The 20,387-nt window shown below is 64.1% G+C and carries 23 protein-coding genes; 7 read left to right on the top strand and 16 right to left on the bottom strand.

Annotation, left to right across the window (positions count from 1 at the left end; all coding sequences use genetic code 11):
• The first annotated feature begins 148 nt into the window (after nt 1-148).
• The 3 genes from EL191_RS21375 (at nt 149) to EL191_RS21365 (ending at nt 3,091) form a co-directional block, all read left to right on the top strand.
• Entirely contained in the window at nt 149-625 is a 477-nt protein-coding gene (locus tag EL191_RS21375; RefSeq protein WP_013717422.1) for a TRAP transporter small permease, read from the top strand.
• Nucleotides 615-1,910, top strand: coding sequence for a TRAP transporter large permease (locus EL191_RS21370; RefSeq protein ID WP_041980168.1), 1,296 nt, complete (start codon nt 615-617; stop codon nt 1,908-1,910). Before EL191_RS21375 ends, EL191_RS21370 begins: the two co-directional genes overlap by 11 nt.
• Before the next feature lie 80 nt (nt 1,911-1,990).
• Nucleotides 1,991-3,091 (top strand): GGDEF domain-containing protein, encoded by a 1,101-nt coding sequence (locus tag EL191_RS21365; protein ID WP_041980167.1) that lies wholly within the window; start codon nt 1,991-1,993, stop codon nt 3,089-3,091.
• Nucleotides 3,092-3,098: 7 nt separating this feature from the next.
• On the opposite strand, the gene EL191_RS21360 is transcribed toward EL191_RS21365, so the two are convergent.
• The gene (locus EL191_RS21360; RefSeq protein WP_041980166.1) at nt 3,099-3,473 is read right to left on the bottom strand and encodes a hypothetical protein; all 375 of its coding nucleotides are present in this window, start codon (nt 3,471-3,473) and stop codon (nt 3,099-3,101) included.
• A 192-nt stretch (nt 3,474-3,665) separates the two neighbouring features.
• Here EL191_RS21360 and EL191_RS21355 point away from each other — a divergent pair, with 192 nt between their 5' ends.
• Nucleotides 3,666-5,297: a hybrid sensor histidine kinase/response regulator gene (locus EL191_RS21355; RefSeq protein ID WP_041980165.1), complete on the top strand. Its 1,632-nt coding sequence runs from the start codon at nt 3,666-3,668 to the stop codon at nt 5,295-5,297.
• Nucleotides 5,298-5,300: 3 nt separating this feature from the next.
• Here EL191_RS21355 and EL191_RS21350 read toward each other — a convergent pair whose 3' ends face one another.
• A complete protein-coding gene (locus EL191_RS21350) occupies nt 5,301-5,936 on the bottom strand; it encodes a LuxR C-terminal-related transcriptional regulator (RefSeq protein WP_013717417.1) in 636 nt (211 codons plus the stop codon).
• 158 nt (nt 5,937-6,094) lie between these two features.
• Here EL191_RS21350 and EL191_RS21345 point away from each other — a divergent pair, with 158 nt between their 5' ends.
• Nucleotides 6,095-6,253, top strand: a complete 159-nt coding sequence (locus tag EL191_RS21345) for a YqaE/Pmp3 family membrane protein (protein ID WP_013717416.1) — start codon at nt 6,095-6,097, stop codon at nt 6,251-6,253.
• A 177-nt stretch (nt 6,254-6,430) separates the two neighbouring features.
• Here the strand turns inward: EL191_RS21345 and egtD are convergent, their stop codons facing one another.
• The 8 genes from egtD to EL191_RS21305 form a co-directional block, all read right to left on the bottom strand.
• The gene (gene egtD / locus EL191_RS21340; protein ID WP_041980164.1) at nt 6,431-7,393 is read right to left on the bottom strand and encodes an L-histidine N(alpha)-methyltransferase; all 963 of its coding nucleotides are present in this window, start codon (nt 7,391-7,393) and stop codon (nt 6,431-6,433) included.
• Between the two features lie 2 nt (nt 7,394-7,395).
• Nucleotides 7,396-8,676: an ergothioneine biosynthesis protein EgtB gene (egtB, locus tag EL191_RS21335; RefSeq protein ID WP_041980163.1), complete on the bottom strand. Its 1,281-nt coding sequence runs from the start codon at nt 8,674-8,676 to the stop codon at nt 7,396-7,398.
• A 467-nt stretch (nt 8,677-9,143) separates the two neighbouring features.
• On the bottom strand, nt 9,144-10,925 hold the full coding sequence (locus EL191_RS21330; protein ID WP_041980161.1) for a hypothetical protein: 1,782 nt from the start codon (nt 10,923-10,925) through the stop codon (nt 9,144-9,146).
• The gene (locus tag EL191_RS21325; protein WP_041980160.1) at nt 10,922-11,275 is read right to left on the bottom strand and encodes a hypothetical protein; all 354 of its coding nucleotides are present in this window, start codon (nt 11,273-11,275) and stop codon (nt 10,922-10,924) included. Before EL191_RS21325 ends, EL191_RS21330 begins: the two co-directional genes overlap by 4 nt.
• Nucleotides 11,272-12,981 (bottom strand): hypothetical protein, encoded by a 1,710-nt coding sequence (locus EL191_RS21320; RefSeq protein WP_041980158.1) that lies wholly within the window; start codon nt 12,979-12,981, stop codon nt 11,272-11,274. The genes EL191_RS21325 and EL191_RS21320 overlap by 4 nt, the downstream gene beginning before the upstream one ends.
• The gene (locus tag EL191_RS21315; protein ID WP_052435045.1) at nt 12,981-13,523 is read right to left on the bottom strand and encodes a hypothetical protein; all 543 of its coding nucleotides are present in this window, start codon (nt 13,521-13,523) and stop codon (nt 12,981-12,983) included. The genes EL191_RS21320 and EL191_RS21315 overlap by 1 nt, the downstream gene beginning before the upstream one ends.
• On the bottom strand, nt 13,523-14,044 hold the full coding sequence (locus tag EL191_RS21310) for a hypothetical protein (RefSeq protein ID WP_052435044.1): 522 nt from the start codon (nt 14,042-14,044) through the stop codon (nt 13,523-13,525). The genes EL191_RS21315 and EL191_RS21310 overlap by 1 nt, the downstream gene beginning before the upstream one ends.
• A complete protein-coding gene (locus tag EL191_RS21305; RefSeq protein ID WP_080764297.1) occupies nt 14,041-17,337 on the bottom strand; it encodes a phage tail tape measure protein in 3,297 nt (1,098 codons plus the stop codon). Before EL191_RS21305 ends, EL191_RS21310 begins: the two co-directional genes overlap by 4 nt.
• Between EL191_RS21305 and EL191_RS24445 the strand changes: the two genes are divergently transcribed.
• Together EL191_RS24445 and EL191_RS24440 are read left to right on the top strand one after the other, a co-directional pair.
• On the top strand, nt 17,336-17,506 hold the full coding sequence (locus EL191_RS24445) for a hypothetical protein (protein WP_155294772.1): 171 nt from the start codon (nt 17,336-17,338) through the stop codon (nt 17,504-17,506). The two genes, EL191_RS21305 and EL191_RS24445, sit on opposite strands and share 2 nt — an antisense overlap.
• A gap of 4 nt (nt 17,507-17,510) precedes the next feature.
• A complete protein-coding gene (locus tag EL191_RS24440; protein WP_155294771.1) occupies nt 17,511-17,666 on the top strand; it encodes a hypothetical protein in 156 nt (51 codons plus the stop codon).
• A gap of 69 nt (nt 17,667-17,735) precedes the next feature.
• On the opposite strand, the gene EL191_RS21300 is transcribed toward EL191_RS24440, so the two are convergent.
• The 6 genes from EL191_RS21300 to EL191_RS21275 are packed head-to-tail and all read right to left on the bottom strand — an operon-like array spanning nt 17,736 to nt 20,386.
• Complete coding sequence (locus EL191_RS21300) at nt 17,736-18,083, bottom strand: hypothetical protein (protein WP_041980155.1); 348 nt, start codon at nt 18,081-18,083, stop codon at nt 17,736-17,738.
• Between the two features lie 48 nt (nt 18,084-18,131).
• Nucleotides 18,132-18,869, bottom strand: a complete 738-nt coding sequence (locus EL191_RS21295) for a phage tail tube protein (RefSeq protein ID WP_126403524.1) — start codon at nt 18,867-18,869, stop codon at nt 18,132-18,134.
• A 3-nt stretch (nt 18,870-18,872) separates the two neighbouring features.
• Nucleotides 18,873-19,067: a hypothetical protein gene (locus tag EL191_RS21290; protein ID WP_126403523.1), complete on the bottom strand. Its 195-nt coding sequence runs from the start codon at nt 19,065-19,067 to the stop codon at nt 18,873-18,875.
• A gap of 8 nt (nt 19,068-19,075) precedes the next feature.
• Nucleotides 19,076-19,543, bottom strand: coding sequence for a hypothetical protein (locus EL191_RS21285; RefSeq protein WP_126403522.1), 468 nt, complete (start codon nt 19,541-19,543; stop codon nt 19,076-19,078).
• Complete coding sequence (locus EL191_RS21280) at nt 19,536-19,979, bottom strand: phage virion morphogenesis protein (protein ID WP_052435042.1); 444 nt, start codon at nt 19,977-19,979, stop codon at nt 19,536-19,538. Before EL191_RS21280 ends, EL191_RS21285 begins: the two co-directional genes overlap by 8 nt.
• Nucleotides 19,976-20,386, bottom strand: a complete 411-nt coding sequence (locus tag EL191_RS21275) for a gp436 family protein (protein ID WP_041980133.1) — start codon at nt 20,384-20,386, stop codon at nt 19,976-19,978. The genes EL191_RS21280 and EL191_RS21275 overlap by 4 nt, the downstream gene beginning before the upstream one ends.
• Between the last annotated feature and the right edge of the window lies 1 nt (nt 20,387).

The raw sequence follows: 20,387 nt of genomic DNA, 5'->3' as shown, positions 1-20,387 counted from the left end.
GCGGGGCGACAGCGGAAGCAGCGAAGCACTGCTTCGCCCGCTGTCGCGACCTGAGCTCTGCGAAGGGCTGGGGCACAGAGTGGGGGCCGGGGGAGAGGGCAGGGGGCGCCACAGCATGAGCGCATTACTCCGGTCATTCGAGGTTCTTATGAGCAAGCAAGTCGACGCGCCGCTGGAGCGCGTGCTCGCCACCCTGGCCCTGGTGATCATCAGCCTGATCAGCCTGGCCAACGTCGTGGTGCGTTATTTCACCGATGCATCCTTTGCCTTCACCGAGGAAATCTCGGTGTTCCTGCTGGTCATCCTCACCTTCGCCGGTGCTTCGGTGGCCATGCGCAGCAACCGACACATTCGTATCGGCCTGCTCGAGCGCCTGTTCCCGCGCCTGCGCACGCCACTGATCCTGTTGCAGTGGCTGGCCAGCGTGCTGGTACTGGGGCTGGTCTGCTGGTACGGCGGACAGTTCGCCTGGGAGGAATTCCAATGGGATTCCGAATCACCCGGCCTCGGTCTGCCCAACTGGTGGTACGTGATCTGGCTGCCGATCCTGGCGCTGCTGGTGTTCGTGCGGCTGACCCAGATGACCCTTGATCGCCTGCGCGGGAGAATCAGCGATGAGCCCTGATCTTTGGCTGATCCTCAGTTTCGCCGTACTGCTGGCGCTCGGCGTGCCGGTGGCCTTCGCCCTGGGCCTATCCGGGGCCATCGGCATCATCGCCGGCCTGTCGCCGGACATGCTCGCCACCCTCGGCACCAACACCTACAACGGCGTGGCCAAGTACCCGCTGATCGCCATCCCGCTGTTCATCCTCACTGGCCTGGTGTTCGAGAAAGCCGGCGTAGCACTCAGATTGGTGCGCTTCGCCCAGGCGCTGATCGGTCCGCGCCATGGCGGCCTGGCCCTGGTCGCGGTGCTGGTTTGCCTGATCATGGGCGGCATGAGTGGCTCAGGCCCGGCCGATGCCGCTGCCGTGGCCATGGTGATGCTGCCGAGCATGACCAAGGCCGGCTACCCCAAGCCCTTCTCGGCCACGCTGATTGCCGCCTCGGCCTCCACCGCCATCCTGATTCCGCCGTCCATCGCGCTGATTCTCTATTCCATCGTGGTGCCGGGCGTCGATCTGCGTGCATTGTTCGCCGCCGGCCTGTTCCCCGGCATTCTCGCCGGCCTGGTGCTGCTGCTGCCGGCCTGGTTGCTGTCGCGCCACTATGGTTGGGAATCCCCGGAGGAGGGCGAGCGTCCGCCGCTGGGCGAGAGCTTCAGGCAGGCGCTGCCGGCGTTGTTCGCACCGGTACTGATCCTCGGCGGCCTGCGCAGCGGCCTGTTCACGCCCACCGAAGCCGCCGTGGTCGGCGTGGCCTATGGCGTGCTGGTCGGCCTGTTCCTCACCCGTGAGCTGGACTGGCGCAACCTCTGGCGCCTGTGCGGCGAGGCGGGGGTGATCTCCGGCGTGGTCATGCTGATCATCGCCCTGGCCGGCATCTTCGCCTGGGCTGGCACCATGCTCGGCACCTTCCGCCATCTGGCCGAATGGCTGATCTCGCTGTCGGACAACGGCTGGGTGCTGCTGGCGCTGGTGATGCTCGCCGTGTTGCTGGCCGGCATGCTGCTCGATGCCATCTCGATCTACCTGATCCTGATGCCTATCCTGATTCCCGTCATGCAGCATTTCGGCTGGAACCCGGTGTGGTTCGGCATCCTGCTGGCGATGAACATCGCCATCGGCCAGTTCACCCCACCGGTGGCGATCAACCTGATGGTCACGGCGGAAGTCGCCAAGATACGTCTGGAACAGACCGTCGGCTGGGCCGCGCTGTTCGTAGTGGTGATGTCCAGCGCCCTGCTGCTGGTGGCGATCTTCCCCGAAATCGCCCTGTGGCTGCCGCGTGTAATGGGTTACGCGGTGTAAAACAGACAAGGCCGTCTATAGTTGCCTGAAGGTGCGCAGCGGGGGGCTGCGCACCGCCGCAGGCGGTGCTGGGCAATAACATGGGCGACGGCAACTATAACGATCACAAGGATGTAGGCGCAGGGCACTGCGAAGGGCTGCGCGAGTCTGGCAAGCGCACGCTGATGCGCACCATCCTGCTCGCCACCGGCCTGACCCTGGGCGGCTTTTCCATCCTGCAGGCGCTGGCCGGCAACTATCCCTTCGCCATCATTGAACTGCTATTTACGGCCCTGCTGCTGTTCGGTGCCTGGCGTATCGAGCGTGCCCGCCACCTGTACCTGTGGATCTACCTGTACCTGATCCCGACCTTCTGCTTCATCCTCTACATCATCGTCATGCCGGATGCGTCCTCGGCGGCGTTCGTCTGGCTGTACATGATTCCGCTGCTGGCCTACCTGCTGCTGGGCAAGCGCCGCGCCTTCCTGCTCACTGCGCCGTTCATGCTCGCCGGCCTGCTGCTGTACTTCGCCGATAACCACCTGAATCTGGACACTCATGGCCTGATCGACGTCGGCAACGCTGCCCTGTGTGGCGTATTGATCCTGGTCTTCGTGCATATCTACGACGGTTTGCGCATGCAGGCCTACGAGGAGCTGGAGCGCCTGGCGCAGACCGACTCGCTGACGGGCGTCGCCAGCCGCGGCAGCTTCCAGCATGCATTGCAGCGCAGCATCCAGGAGGCCGAGCGCAGCAGTGGGCATCTGGTGCTAGTGCTACTCGACGTCGATCACTTCAAGCAGGTCAACGATCAGTGGGGGCACGAGGCCGGCGACATGGCGCTGCAGCACATCTGCCAGATCCTGCAGCAGCGCCTGCGCGTGACCGATTTTCTCGGTCGTCTGGGCGGGGAGGAGTTCGGCCTGTTGCTACGCCACACCGACAGTGCTGGCGCTGACCCGCTGGTGGAAAAGCTGCGCAAGCAGATCGCCGATCAACCGCTGGAATACGACGGCGCCCAGATCGCATTGTCCGCCACCTTCGGCCTGGCCGCCTGGCCGAGAGATGGTCGTAGCGCCGCCGAGCTGTACCGCACAGCTGACCGCCGCCTGTACAGCGGCAAGCAGCGTGGGCGCAATCAACTGGTCAGCGCCGACCTGCCAGCCGAACTGCTGCTGGACAAGTTCGACGTACGCTTCTGAGGGGTTCTCAGCGCGATGCGCTGGCCGGCGCTGCGGCGGGTACGCAAGGTTGCTGGCCGGCACCGGCCAGGGCTTCGACGTTGCTCAGTACGTTGTGGCCCTGATTGACCTTCTGCGCGTTTTCCGCGACCTGCATGCGCTGTGCATAAGTGGCGGAGTTGCCGTTGAGGCTGTGCTGGGTCTCCAGCACGGTATTGGCCATATCCAGCAAACTGCGGCCGGTGGCGATCAGGTTGCTGGTCGCAGTCGGGGCACAGGGGTCGTTGGCCAGCTGGGTATTCTGCAGCCCCTGGGTTTGCGTGTTCTGCGGCAGGCATCCGCTCAGCGAGGTCAGTGCAACAGTGCTGAGGACGATTGCCAGGCTTCTTTCCTTGATGTTCATCAGACATTCCCTTCAGTGGCCGGGCCCCGACCCAGTGCCGAGGCGATGCCCGGATTCTAGAAACGAGGGCGCCTGGCCTGAAATAGTACGGGTGTACTGATGTCGAATCGCCTGCCAATCAGTTCCTTGCGCTGACTGTTACCTGGCCCTAAGGTGCTGGCAGGCAACATGAGCTGTCAGCAGGGAGTCGTCATGACCAGGAAGGTTTCCGCCGCCTACGATACCGAGCGCGCCCAGGCCGGCGTGCGCATGATCTTCGTGGCCGTCGCCGGCTGCTACACCGCAGCGCTCTACCATTTTTCCTTGATCGACCCCGCGCTGGTGTGGAAGGTCTTCCTGCTCAAAGGCCTGTTCTGCGTCGTGGCCACGCTGATCTGGACCGATATCCTGCGTCGTCCGGGGCACTATCGCGGGCGGCGCCTGTTCACCATGCTCACCGACTACACCGGTATCACCGTGGCGCTGGCGAATGGCGGCGCCGCCATGCTGCCGGTCTACGCGATCCTGATCTGGGTCACCATCGGCTACGGCCTGCGCTACGGTTCGGGGTATTTGCTGCTGGCCACGGTCATGGCGTTGCTGTCGCTGACGGTGACCGCCAGCACGTCGCCTTACTGGCAGTCGCAGCCCTACCTGATCCTCACGCTGCTGCTCACCACCATCATGGCGCCGGCCTACATGCATGCCCTGCTCAAACGCTCGCGGCAGGCGGCCGAGGCCGAGCAGGCGGCGATCCGCGCCAAGTCGCAGTTTCTCGCCCAGGCCAGCCATGACCTGCGCCAGCCCATTCATTCCATCAGCCTGTTCACCGCCTGCCTGCGCGACAGCAGCCTGGGCAGCGAGCAGCGGCGCCTGGTGGAGAACATCGACAAATCCCTGCACAGCGTCGCGCGCCTGTTCCGCAGCATTCTCGACATGTACTCGCTCGACAGCGGCAAGGTGGTGCCGCAACTGGAGCCGCTGGCGTTGCGTCCTCTGCTCGAGCAACTCATCCAGCAGAATGCCGAGGCCGCGCGCTGGGCCGGGGTCGAAGTACGCCTGCGTTGCCCGCCGGTTCATGTGCGGGCCGACGCGGTGCTGCTCACCACCATGCTGCAGAACCTGCTTTCCAATGCGCTGAAATATGCCCCCGGCAAACCGCTGCTGATCGCCTGTCGGCGCAGCGGCGCAGGCGTCACTATCGAGGTCTACGACAAGGGGCGTGGCATCGCCGCCGACCATCTCGACAGCGTCTTCGAAGAGTTCTACCGCGTGCGTCAGGAGCGAGACAGCGACGTCGAGGGAATGGGCCTGGGCCTGGCCATCGTCAGGCGCCTGGGCGCGCTGATGGACATGCGCGTCAGCATTCACTCGGTTGAGGCGCGCGGCACGCGGGCGGTGATCGACGGCCTGCAGCGGGTCGAGGCGCCGAGCGCGATGCCGACGGCCAGGCGCAGTGACCTTCAGGCGCCGCGCATGCTCGATGGCTTGCGCGTGTGCCTGATCGAGGATGACCACAACGTGCTGCTGGCCACCGCCACCTTGCTACAGAAGTGGGGCTGCGAGGTCGCCACCTTCGACACGCTGCCCGATGCGTCGACGCATTTCGATCTGGTGGTCACCGACTTCGACCTCGGCACCGAGGCTTCGGGCGCCAACTGCATCCGCCATCTGCGGCGCAGCAGCGGGCGCAAGGTGCCGGCGATCATCATGACCGGCCACGACGTGCGCCGCGTACAGGAGCAGGTGGGCGACAGCGATATCCCGATCCTGTCGAAACCGGTACAGCCTGCCGAGCTGCGCTCGCTGTTGGTGGCGCTGAAACTCAAGCTCAAGGCTGCGTGATGCTCACACCAGCCCGGCCTTGGCACCCTTGGCGGCAGCTGCGGCGCGGGTACTAACGTCCAGCGTGCGCAGCAGCGAGGAAACATGGATGCGCACGGTGAATGGGGAAATCGCCAGCTCGCGGGCAATTTCCTTGTTCGACAGGCCGCGCACCACCAGTCGCAGAACTTCCTGCTGCCGCGGCGTCAGTTGTTCCAGCAGGTGGCGGCTTTCGGCGAAGGCCGGCACACCGGCGGGGCCCAGGGTCAGCACGAACTCACCGTCGCGCACGGCCATTAGCGCAGCGGCGATTTCATCGGGTGGCGTCGCCTTGCCGATGAAGCCGTCGGCGCCTGCGGCCATCACTTCATCGATCAGCTCGCGGTTGTCGACCATCGACACGACCACGATCGAGCTGCGTGCAAACGCCTGACGCAGCGCGCTGATGGCTTGCGGTGATTGGCCGGGGAAGAGCAGGTCGAGCATGAACAGGCTCGGCGCCGTGCCGGCTTGCGCCAGGCGCAGCACGTCCTCCATATCTCCGGCTTCGAGGATGCACGCCTGGGGAAAGACGCGCTGGGCGATGCGGCACAGACCATCGCGGAAAACCGGATGATCGTCGGCCACTATGATGCGTTCTTGTTGTGATCGTTCAGGCATATGGGCGCTTCCATCTTGGCGCCAGACTAAAGTCATATCCCTGCCGGTGCCAGTGGCTGGTTCTCAGTATTGCCGCTGGCCACGTCACCCTGAATGAACTGCAAGGCGTTGCCAGGAGTCTGTTTCAGTACCCCTTATGGAACGTAAAGGAGTACCGCATGGACCTTATCCGCATCCTCGTCGCCATCTTGCTGCCGCCGCTGGGCGTCTTTCTCCAGGTGGGTTTCGGTGGCGCGTTCTGGCTGAACATCCTGCTCACCCTGCTCGGCTATATCCCCGGCATCGTCCACGCCGTGTACATCATCGCCAAGCGTTGAGGGCTAAGCCGAACGACTTGCTTCAGTTGATTCGCAGGAGTACATCCGTGATGCGAAATGCTGCGGACGTTAAGGCCTGGTGATCGGCTCCCCTCTCCCATTTATGGGAGAGGGGTTGGGGGAGAGGGAGAAGGTGGTACCACAATCTTGCCAATTCTTTCGCCGCCCCGAACCCCCTCACTCCCGCCGCAAAAAATGCACGCTGAACAGCTGCGCCGGGTCGCGCCACATGGCGACCGAGGCGAAGCCGCATTCGCCTGCCAACTCACCAAAGCCGCTTGGCGTGTACTTGTAGGAGTTCTCCGTGTGCAGGGTTTCGCCAGCGGCGAAGTCGAACACGCGATCCTCGATGCGCACCCGCTGCGCCTGCCGGCTGACCAGATGCATCTCGATGCGAGACTCGGCTTCGTTGTAGAAGGCCCGGTGCTGAAAACGGCGCGGGTCGATATCGCTGTGCAGCTCGTTGCGAATACGCTCGAGCAGGTTGAGGTTGAACAGTGCAGTGACCCCGGCCTGGTCGTTGTAGGCGCGCTCCAGCACCTGGCGGTCCTTGACCAGATCCACCCCGATCAGCAGGCCACTGCCTGCCGGCAGCGCCCGATGCAGGTTGCGCAAAAAGGCCCGCGCTTCATCCGGATCGAAGTTGCCAATGCTGGAGCCAGGGAAGAACGCCAGCGGCCGTTGCCCCAGAGCCTCGGCGGGCAGTTTCAGCGGCTGGCTGAAGTCGGCGCACAGGGCATGCACATCGAGCCAGCGATAGTCGGCGGCCAGACGGCGGGTGCAGATATCCAGAAACTCGCGGGAGATATCGATGCCCAGGTAGCGCGCCGGGCGTAGGGCTTCGAGCAACAGGCGAATCTTGCGGCTGGCGCCGCTGCCCAGCTCCACCAGGCTGGCGTTGCGCCCGGCCAGTTCGGCGATGTCGTTGGCCGCCAGGCGCAGGATGGTTTCCTCGGTGCGCGTCGGGTAGTACTCCGGTTGCTGACAGATCAGCTCGAACAGCTGCGAGCCGCGATGATCGTAAAAGAACTTCGGCGACATCGTCTTCGGGCTGGCCGCGAAGCCGCGCAGCGCTTCTTCGCGCAGGCCTTCCTGTTCCGGGCTCAGGGATTGTTCGTGGGTACGGATTGCCAATGCCATGCTCAGAGCTCCTTGGCCAGGCGCAGGCCGGAGAACTGCCAGCGCATGGTGGGGTAGAAGAAGTTGCGATAGGTGGGGCGCACGTGGTCTTCAGGCGTGGCGCAGCTGCCGCCACGCAACACCATCTGCCCGGACATGAACTTGCCGTTGTACTCACCCAGGCTGCCGCCCAGCGGCCGAAAGCCGGGGTAGGGCCGGTAGGCGCTGGCCGTCCATTCCCAGACATCGCCATATAGCTGCTGCAGGCCATCGCCGGCCCCTGCGGCCACCGGCTGCAGATGATCGTTCTCGACGAAGTTGCCCCACAGCGGTTCGTCCTGTGCGGCAACTTCCCACTCTTCTTCACGCGGCAGGCGCGCCTGCGCCCAGGTGGCAAAGGCCTCGGCCTCGAAGTAGCTCAGGTGGCAGACCGGCGCATCCAGATCCAGCTCGCACGGGCCGCCCAGGGTCAGCTCCAGCCAGTCGTCCCCCTCGCGTTGCCAGTACAGCGGCGCCTGCCAGCCAGCGCGCTGGATATGGTCCCAACCGTCCGCCAGCCACAGCGCCGTGCTGCGGTAACCACCATCGCGAATGAACTCAAGATACTCGCCATTGCTCACCGGTCGGCTGGCCAACTGAAAGGCCTCGACGAACACCCGATGGCGCGGCTGCTCGCAGTCGAAGGCAAATCCATCGCCGGTATGGCCGACATGGCGCAGCCCGGCGGGGAACTGAATCCAGCGCAGTTCGCTTGCGCTAGCTCCGCCTGGCTTGAGGTCATGCCGGTAAACCGGCCGCAACGGGTTCTGCGCCAGGATGTGCTTGATATCCATCAACAGCAGCTCCTGATGCTGCTGCTCGTGCTCCAGCCCCAGCTCGACCCGCTGCAGCACCTCGTCGGCAAGTTCACTGCCTGACTGGAGCAACTGCGCCATGGCCAGATCGACATGGCTGCGATAGGCGTACACCTCGCTTACCGTCGGCCGCGACAACAACCCGCGCCGCGCGCGCTCGAAGGGCGTGCCGTGGGTCTTGTAGTAGGAATTGAATAGATGGTCGTAGCGCTTATCCAGCGGGCGATAACCCGACAGAAAGGGCTGCAGCACGAAGGCCTCGAAGAACCAGGTGACATGCGCCAGATGCCACTTCGGCGGGCTGACGTCCGCCATGCTCTGGATCACATAGTCCTCGGCCTCCAGCGGCTCACAGAGCCGCTCACTGGCAGCGCGCACCCGCTGATAACGCTGCCATAGCTGTTCGAGGTGCGGCGGTGAAACGGCGATCCTGCTGGTGCGGTCTCGCATAACACGCATCCTTTGCTGGCGCCGCGGAGCGCGACGGTACTTAAATGTAAGCGCGCGCCGGATTTGGCATAGCGTTGCAGCCGCTTTGGCATAACCAACCTTTGCAGGCCGCCGGGGCATTTGCGGGCTATTTGGCATAGCCTCCTCACCCTTCAGATCGTCTCTTCGAATACCACCTTCCGATACCTGTAGCCGTCCTCAAACGGCACGCTTAGCCAGACGCCTTGGGCTTGGCGGTCAAGCCAGATTCCAGGGGTTGGGTATGTGTACAAATGGTCGGGAGGCGACGTTTCAACCACCGCGGTAAGCTGCTCGATCCAGAAGAGTTCGCCATCCCATCTGTATGAAATCCAGCTTCGGCCTGTCAGCTCATCTATGTAATGTGCCCCTATCGATGGGGGCGTCATTGTCGGATCGCCTTCGCCGGTTACAACGTGTTGGACTGTTGCCATTGTGTACCTCCTGGTTCATGCCCAATTGATGGGCGCGGTTGACGAGGGGGCTGTCACAGCCTCCCCGTTGCGTGAGTTGTAGGAGCCGCGCAGGCTGCTACCTGGGAAATCATTGATGGTTTGCTCGGTGCCGGGCTTGAACCCCACGGGGCTGACGGCGGCGCGCAGATTGGCCACGAACGGCACGCCATCGCCCCCCGTCCAGATCGCTGCGAGCTTGTTCGAATAGCGGTGAACACCGGCATAGAAGTAGGCCCCGCTGCCCCCTAATGCCAAATAACCAACAGGCGGAACCTGAATGTCGTTCAAGGAGCCGCTGAAGGTGGCTGGGTAGCCAAACCCGCTCAGCAGTGTGGAGTCGATCTGCTCAGGATTTGGTGCAGTGCTGCCGCTGCCAACGACGCCATCGAGTGAGGCGGATGCCACTTGCTCGTCGTCGATAAAGAGATGAGCGTTCATTTGCGCCCGATAGACGAGGCTCGACAGCTCACTCAGCGACGTATCACCCCGTAGCTCTAGCGGTTCGTCGGGGTTCGTGGACGTGAGCGGCTCAGAGGTGGTAGTCAGCTCCAGCACCCTGCGCAACTGGGCGCTGTCTACCTCGGCACCGTTGAGCCGGAGGGAGCACGTGACGGTCTCGCGGATCGTCCGGGTGTACCCAAACGACAGTTGGCCCACCAGGTATTCGGCATCCTCCCAGGCCTGGTTGGCTGGCGCGGGTAACGGGCGAACCTCGCCGTCAGCGTAATAGGGGGTTCCATTTGAAATGAGAATGTCCCCGGAGGCGGAAACGTCGAACACAGTCGAGGCAGTTAGTTCGTAGCGGATCGCCTGCTCCAGCAGCTGGACGTTGCCGTCGTCGTCAAACCAGGCCGTGACGATCTCGTTCCCCAGGTCCCAGCGCACTTCGCCATCCTGGGCGCTGACGTTGATAGGAAACAGGGCCACATCCGGGTGACTCTGCGGGGTAGCAACGGCGGCCTCGTAGGTGACACGCGGCGTCTTGAGAGGCACGCCTCGATACTCAGAGAAATATTCCGGCTCATCGTCGCCGGTCCAGAACCACGCGCCGTCTAGCACCTCGGTGTTACCTGCCTCCAGCGCTATAGCTGCCTGGAGCGTGTTCCACTGCGCGGAGTAGCCGGTACGCTCTGCAGTAGATGGGCCTCCTATGTATTCCAGTTCGGCCGTCCAGGTGTCATCTGCACGCGTCAACCGCAACACGAAAAGGTGCTGTCCGTACCCATTCGCACGGAATATCGCCGCGTCGCCACGGCGGGAGACGTCCGCCAGTTGCAGATGATCGGGCAGCATTTCGCCCGTAACACCATCTGGCATAGCTGGGTAGATGATGACCGGCGCAGAGTTGCCTGGCGCATGCGTCGAAATGATGGAAACTTCTAGACGCCTTCCAACCGGCCCGCCAGATACCCCACGCATACCTACGAACCAGCACCGGCCTGGCGCCTCGGCATAAACAAAACGAGCCGCCGCTTCTATTTGCTGGGCAGTTTTCGACACGTTCTGCCACGCAACGCCGTGCACGAAACCACCTGGCCAGCAGAGAATGTCCACGGGCCAGCTCCAGCCTCTCGCCTCGTCTTTCAGAGACTCGTCTGGGGTACGAACCGCACCAGGTGCTCCAGGTACGGCCAACAACCAGTTGTCTCCGTTCTGCGGTGAGTTGATTTCAATCGTGGAGCCGTTCGGCAGCTCCATCAGCGCCCCCTTGACCAACCCATGGCATGGGAAGCCAAAGGCCCTGTAGTTGGGCAGTGCGAGGTCTATGTCGATCACGGCTCGCCCTCCGCTACCGGGCGCTCTGCGAATCGAATTTCGCCAACCTCTCCGTTGGCGTCATGCATTGTGATGGCGGCGACCTGAGGTAGCTCCAGCGCTACGAGCCCATCAGTTGTAACCAGGACTGTTGAACTGCCGTGGAATGTCCGAGCGTACTCGGCCGTATCACCAGCACCGCCGCCCTCGACCAGGGGCCATGAGATACCGGCTCCGGTCGGCGGGGCGACATAGGGCACGCTGATGCGCTTGCCTGCCCGAACTCCGCGCCGTGCTACGACGGGCAGCCCCTGCTGTCGCTCAGGCTGCAACAGGCCTTGCAGGTCACTGATCAGACGCTGATAGCTCATGCCACCTCCAGTAGCAGCAGGTCACTCGGTAGGCCGACGGAATACGTCTGCTCGCGCGTTGCCTCGGCCGGGTCTCGATGCTCGGCCGCAATATCAGGCGTGGTGATCTGTAGGCGTCGCGGGTGGCCTTCCGCGCTGGGTGTTTCCCAGCCGTAGTTGCCTGCGAACCCGTCAAGGTCTTCGTCATAAGGGGGCGACGTGAACCGGCCGCCCAGCTGGGTCGCCAGGTGGGCGATGGCCTCGGGCGGGGCGCCAAAATCGAACTCCGGCCGATCCGGCAGGATGAAGCCGGCTCCGGCCTCGACCTGGCCGACCCTGGTCAGCGCCAGTTCTAGCTCGGCGACGGCTTCGCCGCTGTCGTGATCCCAGCGCGCGGCACCACGTACCACCTTGCCCTTGGCCCGCACGCCCAGCGCTTCGACCTGGATGGTATGCACCAGGTCGAACACGTCATCAGTGATCGGCGTCTGAAACGCGAGGCGGCTCAGGCGATGGCTGGCGTGCATGCGCACGTACTCGACTGCATAGGCCGTGCGCAGCAGATTGTTGCGCCGTTCAGGCTCGTCCTGGTCGATGATCCAGTCGCCCAGTTCATCGAGCACGGCGGTCTCTGGACGTGGGCCGTCTTCGCCTTCCCACTCGCCGCCGTCAAACTCGACATCGTCCGAATAACGCGCTGTCCCGCCGCGCACACCGTAGGCCGTCAGTGAGCCATCGACTTCCAGAGTCAGCTTGTAGGTCTCTGTCAGCGTCTGCGCTACGCGGGCGCCCACACGGGCATTGAACTCAAGCAAGTGCGGGTCGGCGGTGTAGCGGTTTATCCACGCACCACCGCTGCCGCAGGGGTTTGGCATCGACGGTGGCAGCGCTTCGTATGTGAGCCCCAGCGTCGACCAGTTCGCCTGATCGAGCGCACCGGTCAGCATGCTCAGGGTCGGCAGTTGGGTGTTGTCGGCCAGCCACACACAGAACGACCCGGCCGGATGCTCCCAAGCGAATGTGTATTCACGATGGCGCAGGCGCTGGTATCGGTATTCGACTGTCAGCTCAACTCGATTGAGCAGTTGATCAGCAGTCGCGAGAGTGAGCCGCAGCGTGTCGTCAATGATTTCGTCCGCTGTGAATGTATAGTGGGCAACCGGTGCCGCTTCCCACGCTGTCAGCCTGAACTGCCCATCAGCGCCACAGTCCAGCGCCAGCGCGCGAGTGCTCAGCAGGTCGGCCGCATAGCGCTCGCCATCCTCGATCTCGCCAAATACCCCCACGGCATAGTCACCTGGTATCAACGCCGCGATCTGCTCAGTGGTCATGTCGGCCAGGCGTCGCTGGCGCTGGCAGGTGGCCGTGATCGTGACCACCTTACTGCTCAGGTCAACGCTCGGCTGCATCGCCTCGCCGGTAAACCACAGCAACTGCGCGGCTACCACGTCGCCCTCCAGGCGCTGGTGGTAGAAGGTCACCGGCCGGCCGGTGAATGCGTCCGGCTCGAACACGCCCGCATCGGGCAATAGGCGCAGGGTGCAGAGTCGGCTGCCTGACTCTTCAAATTCGATGCTGGCCACACCCGTCAGCCGGTCGGACATGTCCTCGCCGCCGATCAGCACGCGCACGCGCCAGGCCTGGCTATCGGGCACGACCACAGCGGCACCCTGCATCACCGACAGGGTGTTCATCGGGAAGCTGTTGAGGGGGCCGAGGCCGAGCATTAGCCGGTCACCAACAGATTATTGGCATGATCGACCAGCGTGTTGCCGGCCCCATCCGTTAGCGCACCATTTGGCACAGGCTCGGGGTCAGTGTCGGCCGCGCCCATCACCAGCGTGTTGCCTTGCTGGTCGACCAGGACATTGCCGGCCCCATCTACTAGCGCACCGTCCGGCTCGGGCTCTGGATCGGGGCCGCCGCCCGCTTCCAGGGCGGCGACCCTGGCCTCCAGCGCGGCGAACCTGGACGCAATGTCGTGCAGGGCACCCGCCGTCAGCTCGATGAACGCCACGCTACCGGCCGGCCACTCGGCCGCGTTCGTCCCTTCCTGGGCGCGGGCGATGTTCAGCACGCCGCCCGCTCGTGCTGTCACCATGACGATTTCCCATGCGCTGCGCGCGGCATTCGTGATCGTGGCCTTGTACCAGGCTCCATCGGTGAGGGTCAGCAGCCCGGCCGCAGCAGCCGGCACGGTCATTTGCTCGGCGCCGACCGGGAGCGTTGCGCTCAGTGCGGTCTGCCAATGGTTGATATGTCGCTGCATCACGCCTCCCGCGCATCCATAGACCAATCGATCAGCTCGCGGCTGTCGTCTGTTTCAGTAACCGGCCCGTCAGTGAGCACCATCAGGCGCGGCAGCCAGCCCACCCGGTACGCCCTGGCACCGGGGATCGGCGCCACGGTCGCGACGTCGCCATCGAGCACCAGGCCGGTATCGACCCAGTTGCCGCCAACCATGGCGATTGCCCAGGGCTGCTGGTCGGGGCGGCGCTTCTGCGCGGCAGGCAGCTCGTACACCAGGGCAGTCCCGCCGACCCACTTCGGCGCAACACACAGCAGCTCCAGCGGGCGGCTGTAGTCGAGCGACTCAAGCGCCGGATCAAGGTGGCCCGTTGCACTGATCGACGTGGAGGTCTTACGCCAGTGGGTTTGCTTGACGCCTCGGCCGCTGGCCATGCGTAGCTCACGGCTGCCGCCAAAGTATTCGTAGCGCTGCCGGATCGGGCCGGAGTGCGGCAGTATCTCGATACCTCCGAGCACCAGCGGGACGATGTCCTCGATCACTTCCGCGGCCCTCCCACGCTGCCGAACATGAGCCGCGCGCGCTCCAGGTCATCCTGGAAGCGTTTCACTTCGTTCGGGGCGCCCTCCAGGGCGTAGCTGCCGCCCCAGGGCATGGCTAGGTTAAGAGGCTGGCGGTCGCCCATTCGGTCGAGCGACGGCGGGAAGTCCGGAAAGTCCGGAATCAGGTGCTCACGCGGGAGGTCGCCAGTGCTGTTCATGTAGGCCAGGTTCGCGGCGCCCAGGCGCGCGGCCGAGCTGGCCTTTACAACAAACTCACGGCGCGACGCGGCCAGCAGCACGCTGTCACTGGTTGGGCTCCCTGGACCCTCGACCCAGCCACCAGCGGCACGCTTGATCGGCTGGCCATTGATCAGGTTGCCCGCGTTATCGTTTGCGGTAGACGCAGCCGACGCCGCGTCTGCACCGGCTCCGATGTAGTTAACCGGGATCACCATGTATTTCTTCAGGCGCTCGGCCAGTTCCTTGGCTTGTTGCTCCAGGTACTCGGCCGACTGTTCAAAACCAGTGAACTCGATATCGATGCGCTTGAACGCCTCGGCCTGGGCCAACAAGTCATCCATGCCCGCTTTGATTTCGTCGAGGCGTGCCTGCGCGTCGATGCGCTCGACGTCGGCCTGTAGCTCGTCGAGGCGCGCTGCCTCGTCTGCCAGTTGTGCCAACTCCCCTGCAATACCGGCAAATCCATAGGTGTTTGCGCCGGCCTCTTTCAGCTCGCGGAGGATCTCGCCAGCCTCACGCGCCTGGCGGATTGCCTCGGCCGAGTCACCACGTTGGAGCGATGCTCTGGCACCAGCCTTGAGCGCGGTCACGTCACCGAACGTGGCCGGGCCTTCGCTCGTCGGCGCCCGCATGTCCTTGACGAGCTGGTCGAACTCTTTGGCGATATCGGCGCGGGCCTTCATCGCTGCCTGGGTTTTCTTGTTCGCCGCTTCCAGCGCCTTGGTGGCTTCGTCGTAGGCCTGGATTTCCTTGCCCAGCGCGTCCTGGATCGATTGCAGGTTGTCGGCCTTGATCTTGGCCAACTGATCGTTATGACGACGCTCTGCTGCCTCGCGCTCGGCGTGCTCGTTCTTGATCGCGGTCAGCGCCTTTCGGTACTCCGTCGCGCGGCGCTGGTTGGCCAGGGCGTCCTGGTTGATTTCGCTGCTGGTGTCCTGCCGGCTGAGCAGCTCGCCCTGGGCGCGGTAGTGTTCCTCGGCCAGGCGCAGGCGCTCGGCGTAGGCGCGCCGCTCTTCCTCGGTCATGCGGCGCAGGGTTTCAGCGGGCAGGATCACTGCGCCGGCATACTCGGCTGTTTTGGTAATGGTCGCTTGCAGGCTGCCCTGGTAGTCGGCCTGAGCCTTCTCCAGGTCACGAATCGCCTGAATCGAGTCATACAGTTCGACCAGGTTGCTGCCTGTCCAGCTCACCACACCTAGAGCCAGGCCAGCCTTGGCCAGCTTGGCGACGTCGGCCAGGGTACGCAGTTTGGGAATCAGCGAGGTGGCGGCGGTGCCTACGGTGCTCATGCCCGTCGCGGCAGCGCCTGCAGCGGCCGGGGTGGCGGACATATGGGCCAGGAAAAGGCCGAAGGGATTACGCACCGCCAACACGGCAGCTCTTACCGCCAGCGTTGCAGCAGCACCGGCCAGCAGAACGGCCACCAGATTACGCATCGGCGCGGGCAGTTCGTTGAACGTCGTAACCGCGTCACGGCCAAGCTCGATCAAAGGGAGAAATGCCGTAGCAGCCTCGCCAAGCTGTAGCTTGAGCTCGCCCCAGGCCGCATTGAACTTGTCCAGTTCGGCCTGGGGGGTAGCGGCCATCTTGGCATAGGCGGCATCGAGCGCGCCGCCAGCATTGCTCATGGCTTCCACCTCTGCTTTCAGGCCGGCCATGTTCTGCGTCAAGGCCAGCACGGCGGTACGCGCTTCGACGTCAGGCAGTATTTCTTTCATGGCGGCGATGCCCAGGCCACGGCTGGCGATTTCTTCAAGCGTCGCCGTGAGGCCATTCCACTCGATGCCCAGAGCAGCCATGGACTTGGCAGCCGCCTCGCCTGGGGCGGCTAGGGCGTTGATCGCACCCTTGATTGCGGTGGTCGCCTGGGGCGTACGGATACCGGCTTTGGTCATCAAAGCGATAGCCGCGGCAACCTCGGAGAACTCAACCCCTGCCGCCTTGGCAGTGGGGAGGGTGTCGCCGATGTAGTTGGCCAACTCGGGGAAGGTGGTGACGCCGTCGCGTACTGTCAGAAACAGTTGGTCATAGCGCAGGCCAAGGTTCTCGATATCTTCGCCATAGGCGTTCACAACCGACAGGCCGCCACGAACGGCGGTGGCCGTATCAGTCACACCGGCCACGGCCGCGCGGGTAGCCAGCTCCAGTGTCTTGATGCTGTTGTCCGGGCTGACGCCCGAGCTAAGAATGTCGTACAGCGCCGCCGCCGACTGCGCCGCGTCCTTGCCCATGGCCTGGCTGAGCTGGCGCACGTCGGTGCTCAGCGCCTGGAACTGCGCCTGGTTCAAATCGGTAATGCTGTTGACCTCGCCCATGCGCTGGGCGAACTGGGCATAGAACGAGAGCAGTGCGCCACCGGCATACACCATCGCGCCCATGCCCGCAGCAGCAGCACCTACCTGCAGGCGCACTTGGGTCAGGCTCTGCGCCCACCCGTTGGTGCCTTGCTCCAGCTCGCTCACACGCTCACGCAGGCGCACCTTGGCCTGTGCCAATTCGGAGCTGGTCAGTTGCCCGGTGCGGGCCAGCAACTGGTACTGGCGCTGCAGTTGGACGATCTCCCCGCGAATCTCTCGGTGCGGGCGAACGCCTAGGGCATCGCGGGCGCCCGCAATGCGCGCTTGCTGGTCGGCCGCGCGGGCGGCCTGTGCCATATCCGCCGCTAAACGCTTCTGTTCGTTGCTCAGTTGGTTGGTATCAACGCCCGCAGTCTTGAGCGCAGCAGACAGCTGTGCGAGCTGGCCCCGCTGGCTGGCAATTGCGCGCTCCAGGTTCGTCGCCTCGGTCGTGGCGGCGCGGTAGGCGTTCTGCTGGTCGCGGGTCGGCTTCTCGGTGCGTATCAGTTCGTCGCGCAGTTCACGCACCCGCTGGCGCGTTGCATTGAGCTGGGCCTCATTCTGAACTAGGCTTGCCTGCAGATCGCGAAAGGCGCCGATCTGCCCCAGCGGCTGGCGCAACTGATCGACCAACGCTTTATAGCCGGCCTGGAAGGCCTGCATAGTGCGCCGACCTGCATCGGCATCGACGGAAACTGAGAGACGGACATCAGTCATGAAACTTGCTCACTTTGTATTGCTTGCCCTGGTCGTCATTGCGCTGGTAATGCCCAAGCTGGCCTGGTGGCTTGTGGGCGCTGGCTTCTTGGCCGCGCTTTTAATGCTGTTGGTGTCTGGCCCCGCATATGTCGCCAGCCTGTTCCTGCCCGGCCCACCAAAGCGTTGAGCCTGTGAAAGCCTTCCCGCTGCTCGGCCTGCTGCTCTGCCTGGCCATGTTTCCGCGCTTCACTGCTTCGGCCCTGGCGCTCACCGTGCTGGCCGGCCTGGCCATCTGCCTCGGGGCGCTGTTCCTTAGCGCCCTGCTTGCGCCTTCTCGGCCGCGCTAGTCGCTTCCTCCAACGCCGCCAGGAACGTGCCCCAGGGGTACGTCCACACCTGGCTGTGCCCGTGCCGGGTCAGTGCGCTGGCGTTTCGCTCAAGTCGCTGGAGAGCCTTTCGAGGATCTGGCGCCCGGCGCTTTCGATCCGATCCCGCAGGCCGAAAAAATCAGGGTTCACCTCCCGGCAACCCTCGAACACCAGGCGCAACTGGCTGGGCGTCAGGCTCTCGGCCTGGCCGGCCTGCAGGTCGGTCATTGCGTACAGGTCGGCCAGGCTGACTTCCTGCAACAGGGTGTCGTCTACCGGGTCGTGTCCGCCCTCGGCGGTGCGCTTCATCCAGGCGCGAATCTCGCCCACGGTCAGCTCGCGAACGGTCACCACCAGGCCGGGCAGTTGAATGGTTTTGCTCAGGGTCATGCTCATGCGTGCAGGCTCCAAAGCCGGGCCGTTGCGGCCCGGCGTTATGGGTGGTTACAGCCAGGTGATGCTGTAGAACGGCGACTCGCCGGCCGGGGCGGACGGGTCAGCTAGCAGCTCGCCTTTGGAGAGCAACTTGCCGGGGTTCTCAGCGTCGATCAGCGCCAGTTCCTCGGCGGGCGGTGCTTTCCAACGGCGGAACACAATGATGCACGGGCGATTGCTCTCTGCCTCGTTGAGACCATCCATGACGACGCGGTACACCTCGCCGGCCTCAACCAAGGGTTCAATGCGCTTGGCCTTTGTACTGGTGTAGGCAATCGTCGCCGGGGTCGGCTCAGTGATCACAGTGCTGCTTGCCGGCACTGTCACTCCGGCCGCAGACACGGTGACGGCGGACAAGGGAATCTCGCTGCTGTCGCTGACTTTGGTTAGCGTTATGTTGGTCGGGCCGGGCTGCGCGGTCATACACAGCGAACCAGGTTGCAGCACAATTTCCTCGCCGCTTACGGTTTGGGACGGCAGCTCAACGACCTTGCCTTGTAGCGCCATGGCTTGGTTCTCTTCCGTCCATTCCTGCATTTGAATATCGAGGCTGAGTCCATCCGGCGTATCCATAGTGTGCAAGTTGCCGCCACCAGGCCGGCGATGCTGCTTCCATACCTGCTGGTTGTTGCGGTGTGAAATCTTGACTACCTCAACGTCGCCCAGATCGCGCAGCGGGGCGTTGGGAACACTAAGACGCTGGGCATGCACGATGCCGACGCCCTTGAATACCTTGGGTGCTGTCATGGGTTATTCCCCCTTTACACGTTCGCCGGCCTTGAGGCGCTCGACGATGATTACGGCGTCGCGCTCACTGACGCTGATAACGGCGTCGAGGGCGTGCAGCTCGCCGGCATGGCGGTGGCCTTCCTTGCGGGTGATCTTCACCTTCACGGTTTTGGCCGGTTCGGTGCCCGCAGAGGCGGGCGTGGCTTGCTTGCTCATGTGTCCTCCTAGCGGACGTGTGGGTGTTGAAACTTCACCGGCCAGGTGATGACCCAGCCGGCCGTGCCTGCCGTATCCAGCGCCGCGCTGTAGAGGTTGGCGCTTCGCACGTCCTTGGCATTGATGCTGTCTTGCAACTCCAGCCCGCAGCGGCTTGTGGGTAATGCGGCCTGCAGCGGACTGGCGACTTGCAGCACGTTTAGGGCGCGGGTGCCTTTCTTGCTGTTGTCGCCTGCAAGCACGACCACCACGACTTGGCCGCTGGCGATCAGTTGACCCCGGTTACCCGCTTCAAAACGCAATCCCTCCAGGGCAATTCGGCAGGCGCGGTCGGCGGTGGCGTAGCGCTTGAGGTCGGCCGGGGTGAAACGGCCGCCATGCAGCGCCACTTCCACTTTCTGGCCGGCCTGCTGGTAGCACTGTTCGGCCCATTCCTTGATGCCTTGCAGCACCTGGTCAGCGGTGTACTCAGTCACTTGCGATGTCCTCCAGGTAGTCCTCGACCAGGCCCACTACGTCGTCCAGGTCGTCACCCTCCAGGCCGAGCAGCTCGCGCTGCTCGATGCCACGTTCCAGGTCGCCGAACTGGTGAGTGGCGGCGTAGATCAGCGGGCTGCCGATCAGCGCGCTGTCGCCTTCAACCTGGTACGTGATGCTGTCCAGCAAGTGGCCATCGCCTTGCAGCAGGCTCTGGCCGCTGTGCCGCGTTTTGGCGTATTCGGTCGACCACTCCGGCCAGGGCAAGCCGGCCGGGCTGGTCTTATCGACGGCAATGCGGCGGCGCGTCTGGCTCTCGACCTCGGCGCCGATAGCCTCCAGCAGCGGCGTCGTGTCGAGCTGGGCCAAGCGCTCCAGGCGTCCAGCCAGGCGCGGATCAGCCAGCAAGTTGGTACGGATGCCCGCGCCGCTCACAGCAACTTCCCGAATCGCACGGGCTGGGCTTCGAACCAGGCCTCGCCGCTGGTTTCCTGCTCATCCGGCGTCGGCATGCCCAGGGACACGCTGCCGCCCGCAATGCGGATCAGCAGTGAAACGGCGTCCTCGTAGCGCTGGCGCTTTTCCTCTGTGAGGGAGCCGCCATCGGATGACATGCGGTAGAGGGCAACGTCGCAGCACAGCCGCTCCAGCACAGGCGGCACGGCTGGTAGCGGCAAGCGATGCTTGGCGCCTACATAGGTGTCGATCTCGGCCGTGGCATCGGCCAGAGCCTGCTCCACCACATCGGCGTCGATGTCGCCGTCTTGGTCGCGGTCAGCCACAAGCAGCACGGCGTCCAGGCCGTACTGCTTGATCAGCGCCTCAAGGGTCGCGTAGGCCATG

Origin of the sequence: Pseudomonas mendocina (assembly GCF_900636545.1) — a bacterium.
GTDB classification, from domain to species: Bacteria; Pseudomonadota; Gammaproteobacteria; order Pseudomonadales; family Pseudomonadaceae; genus Aquipseudomonas; species Aquipseudomonas mendocina.
The sequence above is the reverse complement of the archived record's forward strand: the minus strand, read 5'-3'. Positions and strand labels throughout refer to the sequence as shown.

Bases quoted from the DNA above. Each gene is read 5' to 3' on its own strand.
- EL191_RS21320 (WP_041980158.1), bottom strand. From the start codon at position 12,981: ATGCTCGGCCTCGGCCCCCTCAACAGCTTCCCGATGAACACCCTGTCG.
- EL191_RS21350 (WP_013717417.1), bottom strand. From the start codon at position 5,936: ATGCCTGAACGATCACAACAAGAACGCATCATAGTGGCCGACGATCAT.
- EL191_RS21365 (WP_041980167.1), top strand. From the start codon at position 1,991: ATGGGCGACGGCAACTATAACGATCACAAGGATGTAGGCGCAGGGCAC.
- EL191_RS21295 (WP_126403524.1), bottom strand. From the start codon at position 18,869: ATGACAGCACCCAAGGTATTCAAGGGCGTCGGCATCGTGCATGCCCAG.
- EL191_RS21305 (WP_080764297.1), bottom strand. From the start codon at position 17,337: ATGACTGATGTCCGTCTCTCAGTTTCCGTCGATGCCGATGCAGGTCGG.
- EL191_RS21325 (WP_041980160.1), bottom strand. From the start codon at position 11,275: ATGAGCTATCAGCGTCTGATCAGTGACCTGCAAGGCCTGTTGCAGCCT.
- EL191_RS21275 (WP_041980133.1), bottom strand. From the start codon at position 20,386: ATGGCCTACGCGACCCTTGAGGCGCTGATCAAGCAGTACGGCCTGGAC.
- EL191_RS21290 (WP_126403523.1), bottom strand. From the start codon at position 19,067: ATGAGCAAGCAAGCCACGCCCGCCTCTGCGGGCACCGAACCGGCCAAA.
- EL191_RS21345 (WP_013717416.1), top strand. From the start codon at position 6,095: ATGGACCTTATCCGCATCCTCGTCGCCATCTTGCTGCCGCCGCTGGGC.
- egtD (WP_041980164.1), bottom strand. From the start codon at position 7,393: ATGGCATTGGCAATCCGTACCCACGAACAATCCCTGAGCCCGGAACAG.
- EL191_RS21375 (WP_013717422.1), top strand. From the start codon at position 149: ATGAGCAAGCAAGTCGACGCGCCGCTGGAGCGCGTGCTCGCCACCCTG.
- egtB (WP_041980163.1), bottom strand. From the start codon at position 8,676: ATGCGAGACCGCACCAGCAGGATCGCCGTTTCACCGCCGCACCTCGAA.
- EL191_RS21360 (WP_041980166.1), bottom strand. From the start codon at position 3,473: ATGAACATCAAGGAAAGAAGCCTGGCAATCGTCCTCAGCACTGTTGCA.
- EL191_RS21315 (WP_052435045.1), bottom strand. From the start codon at position 13,523: ATGCAGCGACATATCAACCATTGGCAGACCGCACTGAGCGCAACGCTC.
- EL191_RS21355 (WP_041980165.1), top strand. From the start codon at position 3,666: ATGACCAGGAAGGTTTCCGCCGCCTACGATACCGAGCGCGCCCAGGCC.
- EL191_RS24445 (WP_155294772.1), top strand. From the start codon at position 17,336: ATGAAACTTGCTCACTTTGTATTGCTTGCCCTGGTCGTCATTGCGCTG.
- EL191_RS21370 (WP_041980168.1), top strand. From the start codon at position 615: ATGAGCCCTGATCTTTGGCTGATCCTCAGTTTCGCCGTACTGCTGGCG.
- EL191_RS21300 (WP_041980155.1), bottom strand. From the start codon at position 18,083: ATGAGCATGACCCTGAGCAAAACCATTCAACTGCCCGGCCTGGTGGTG.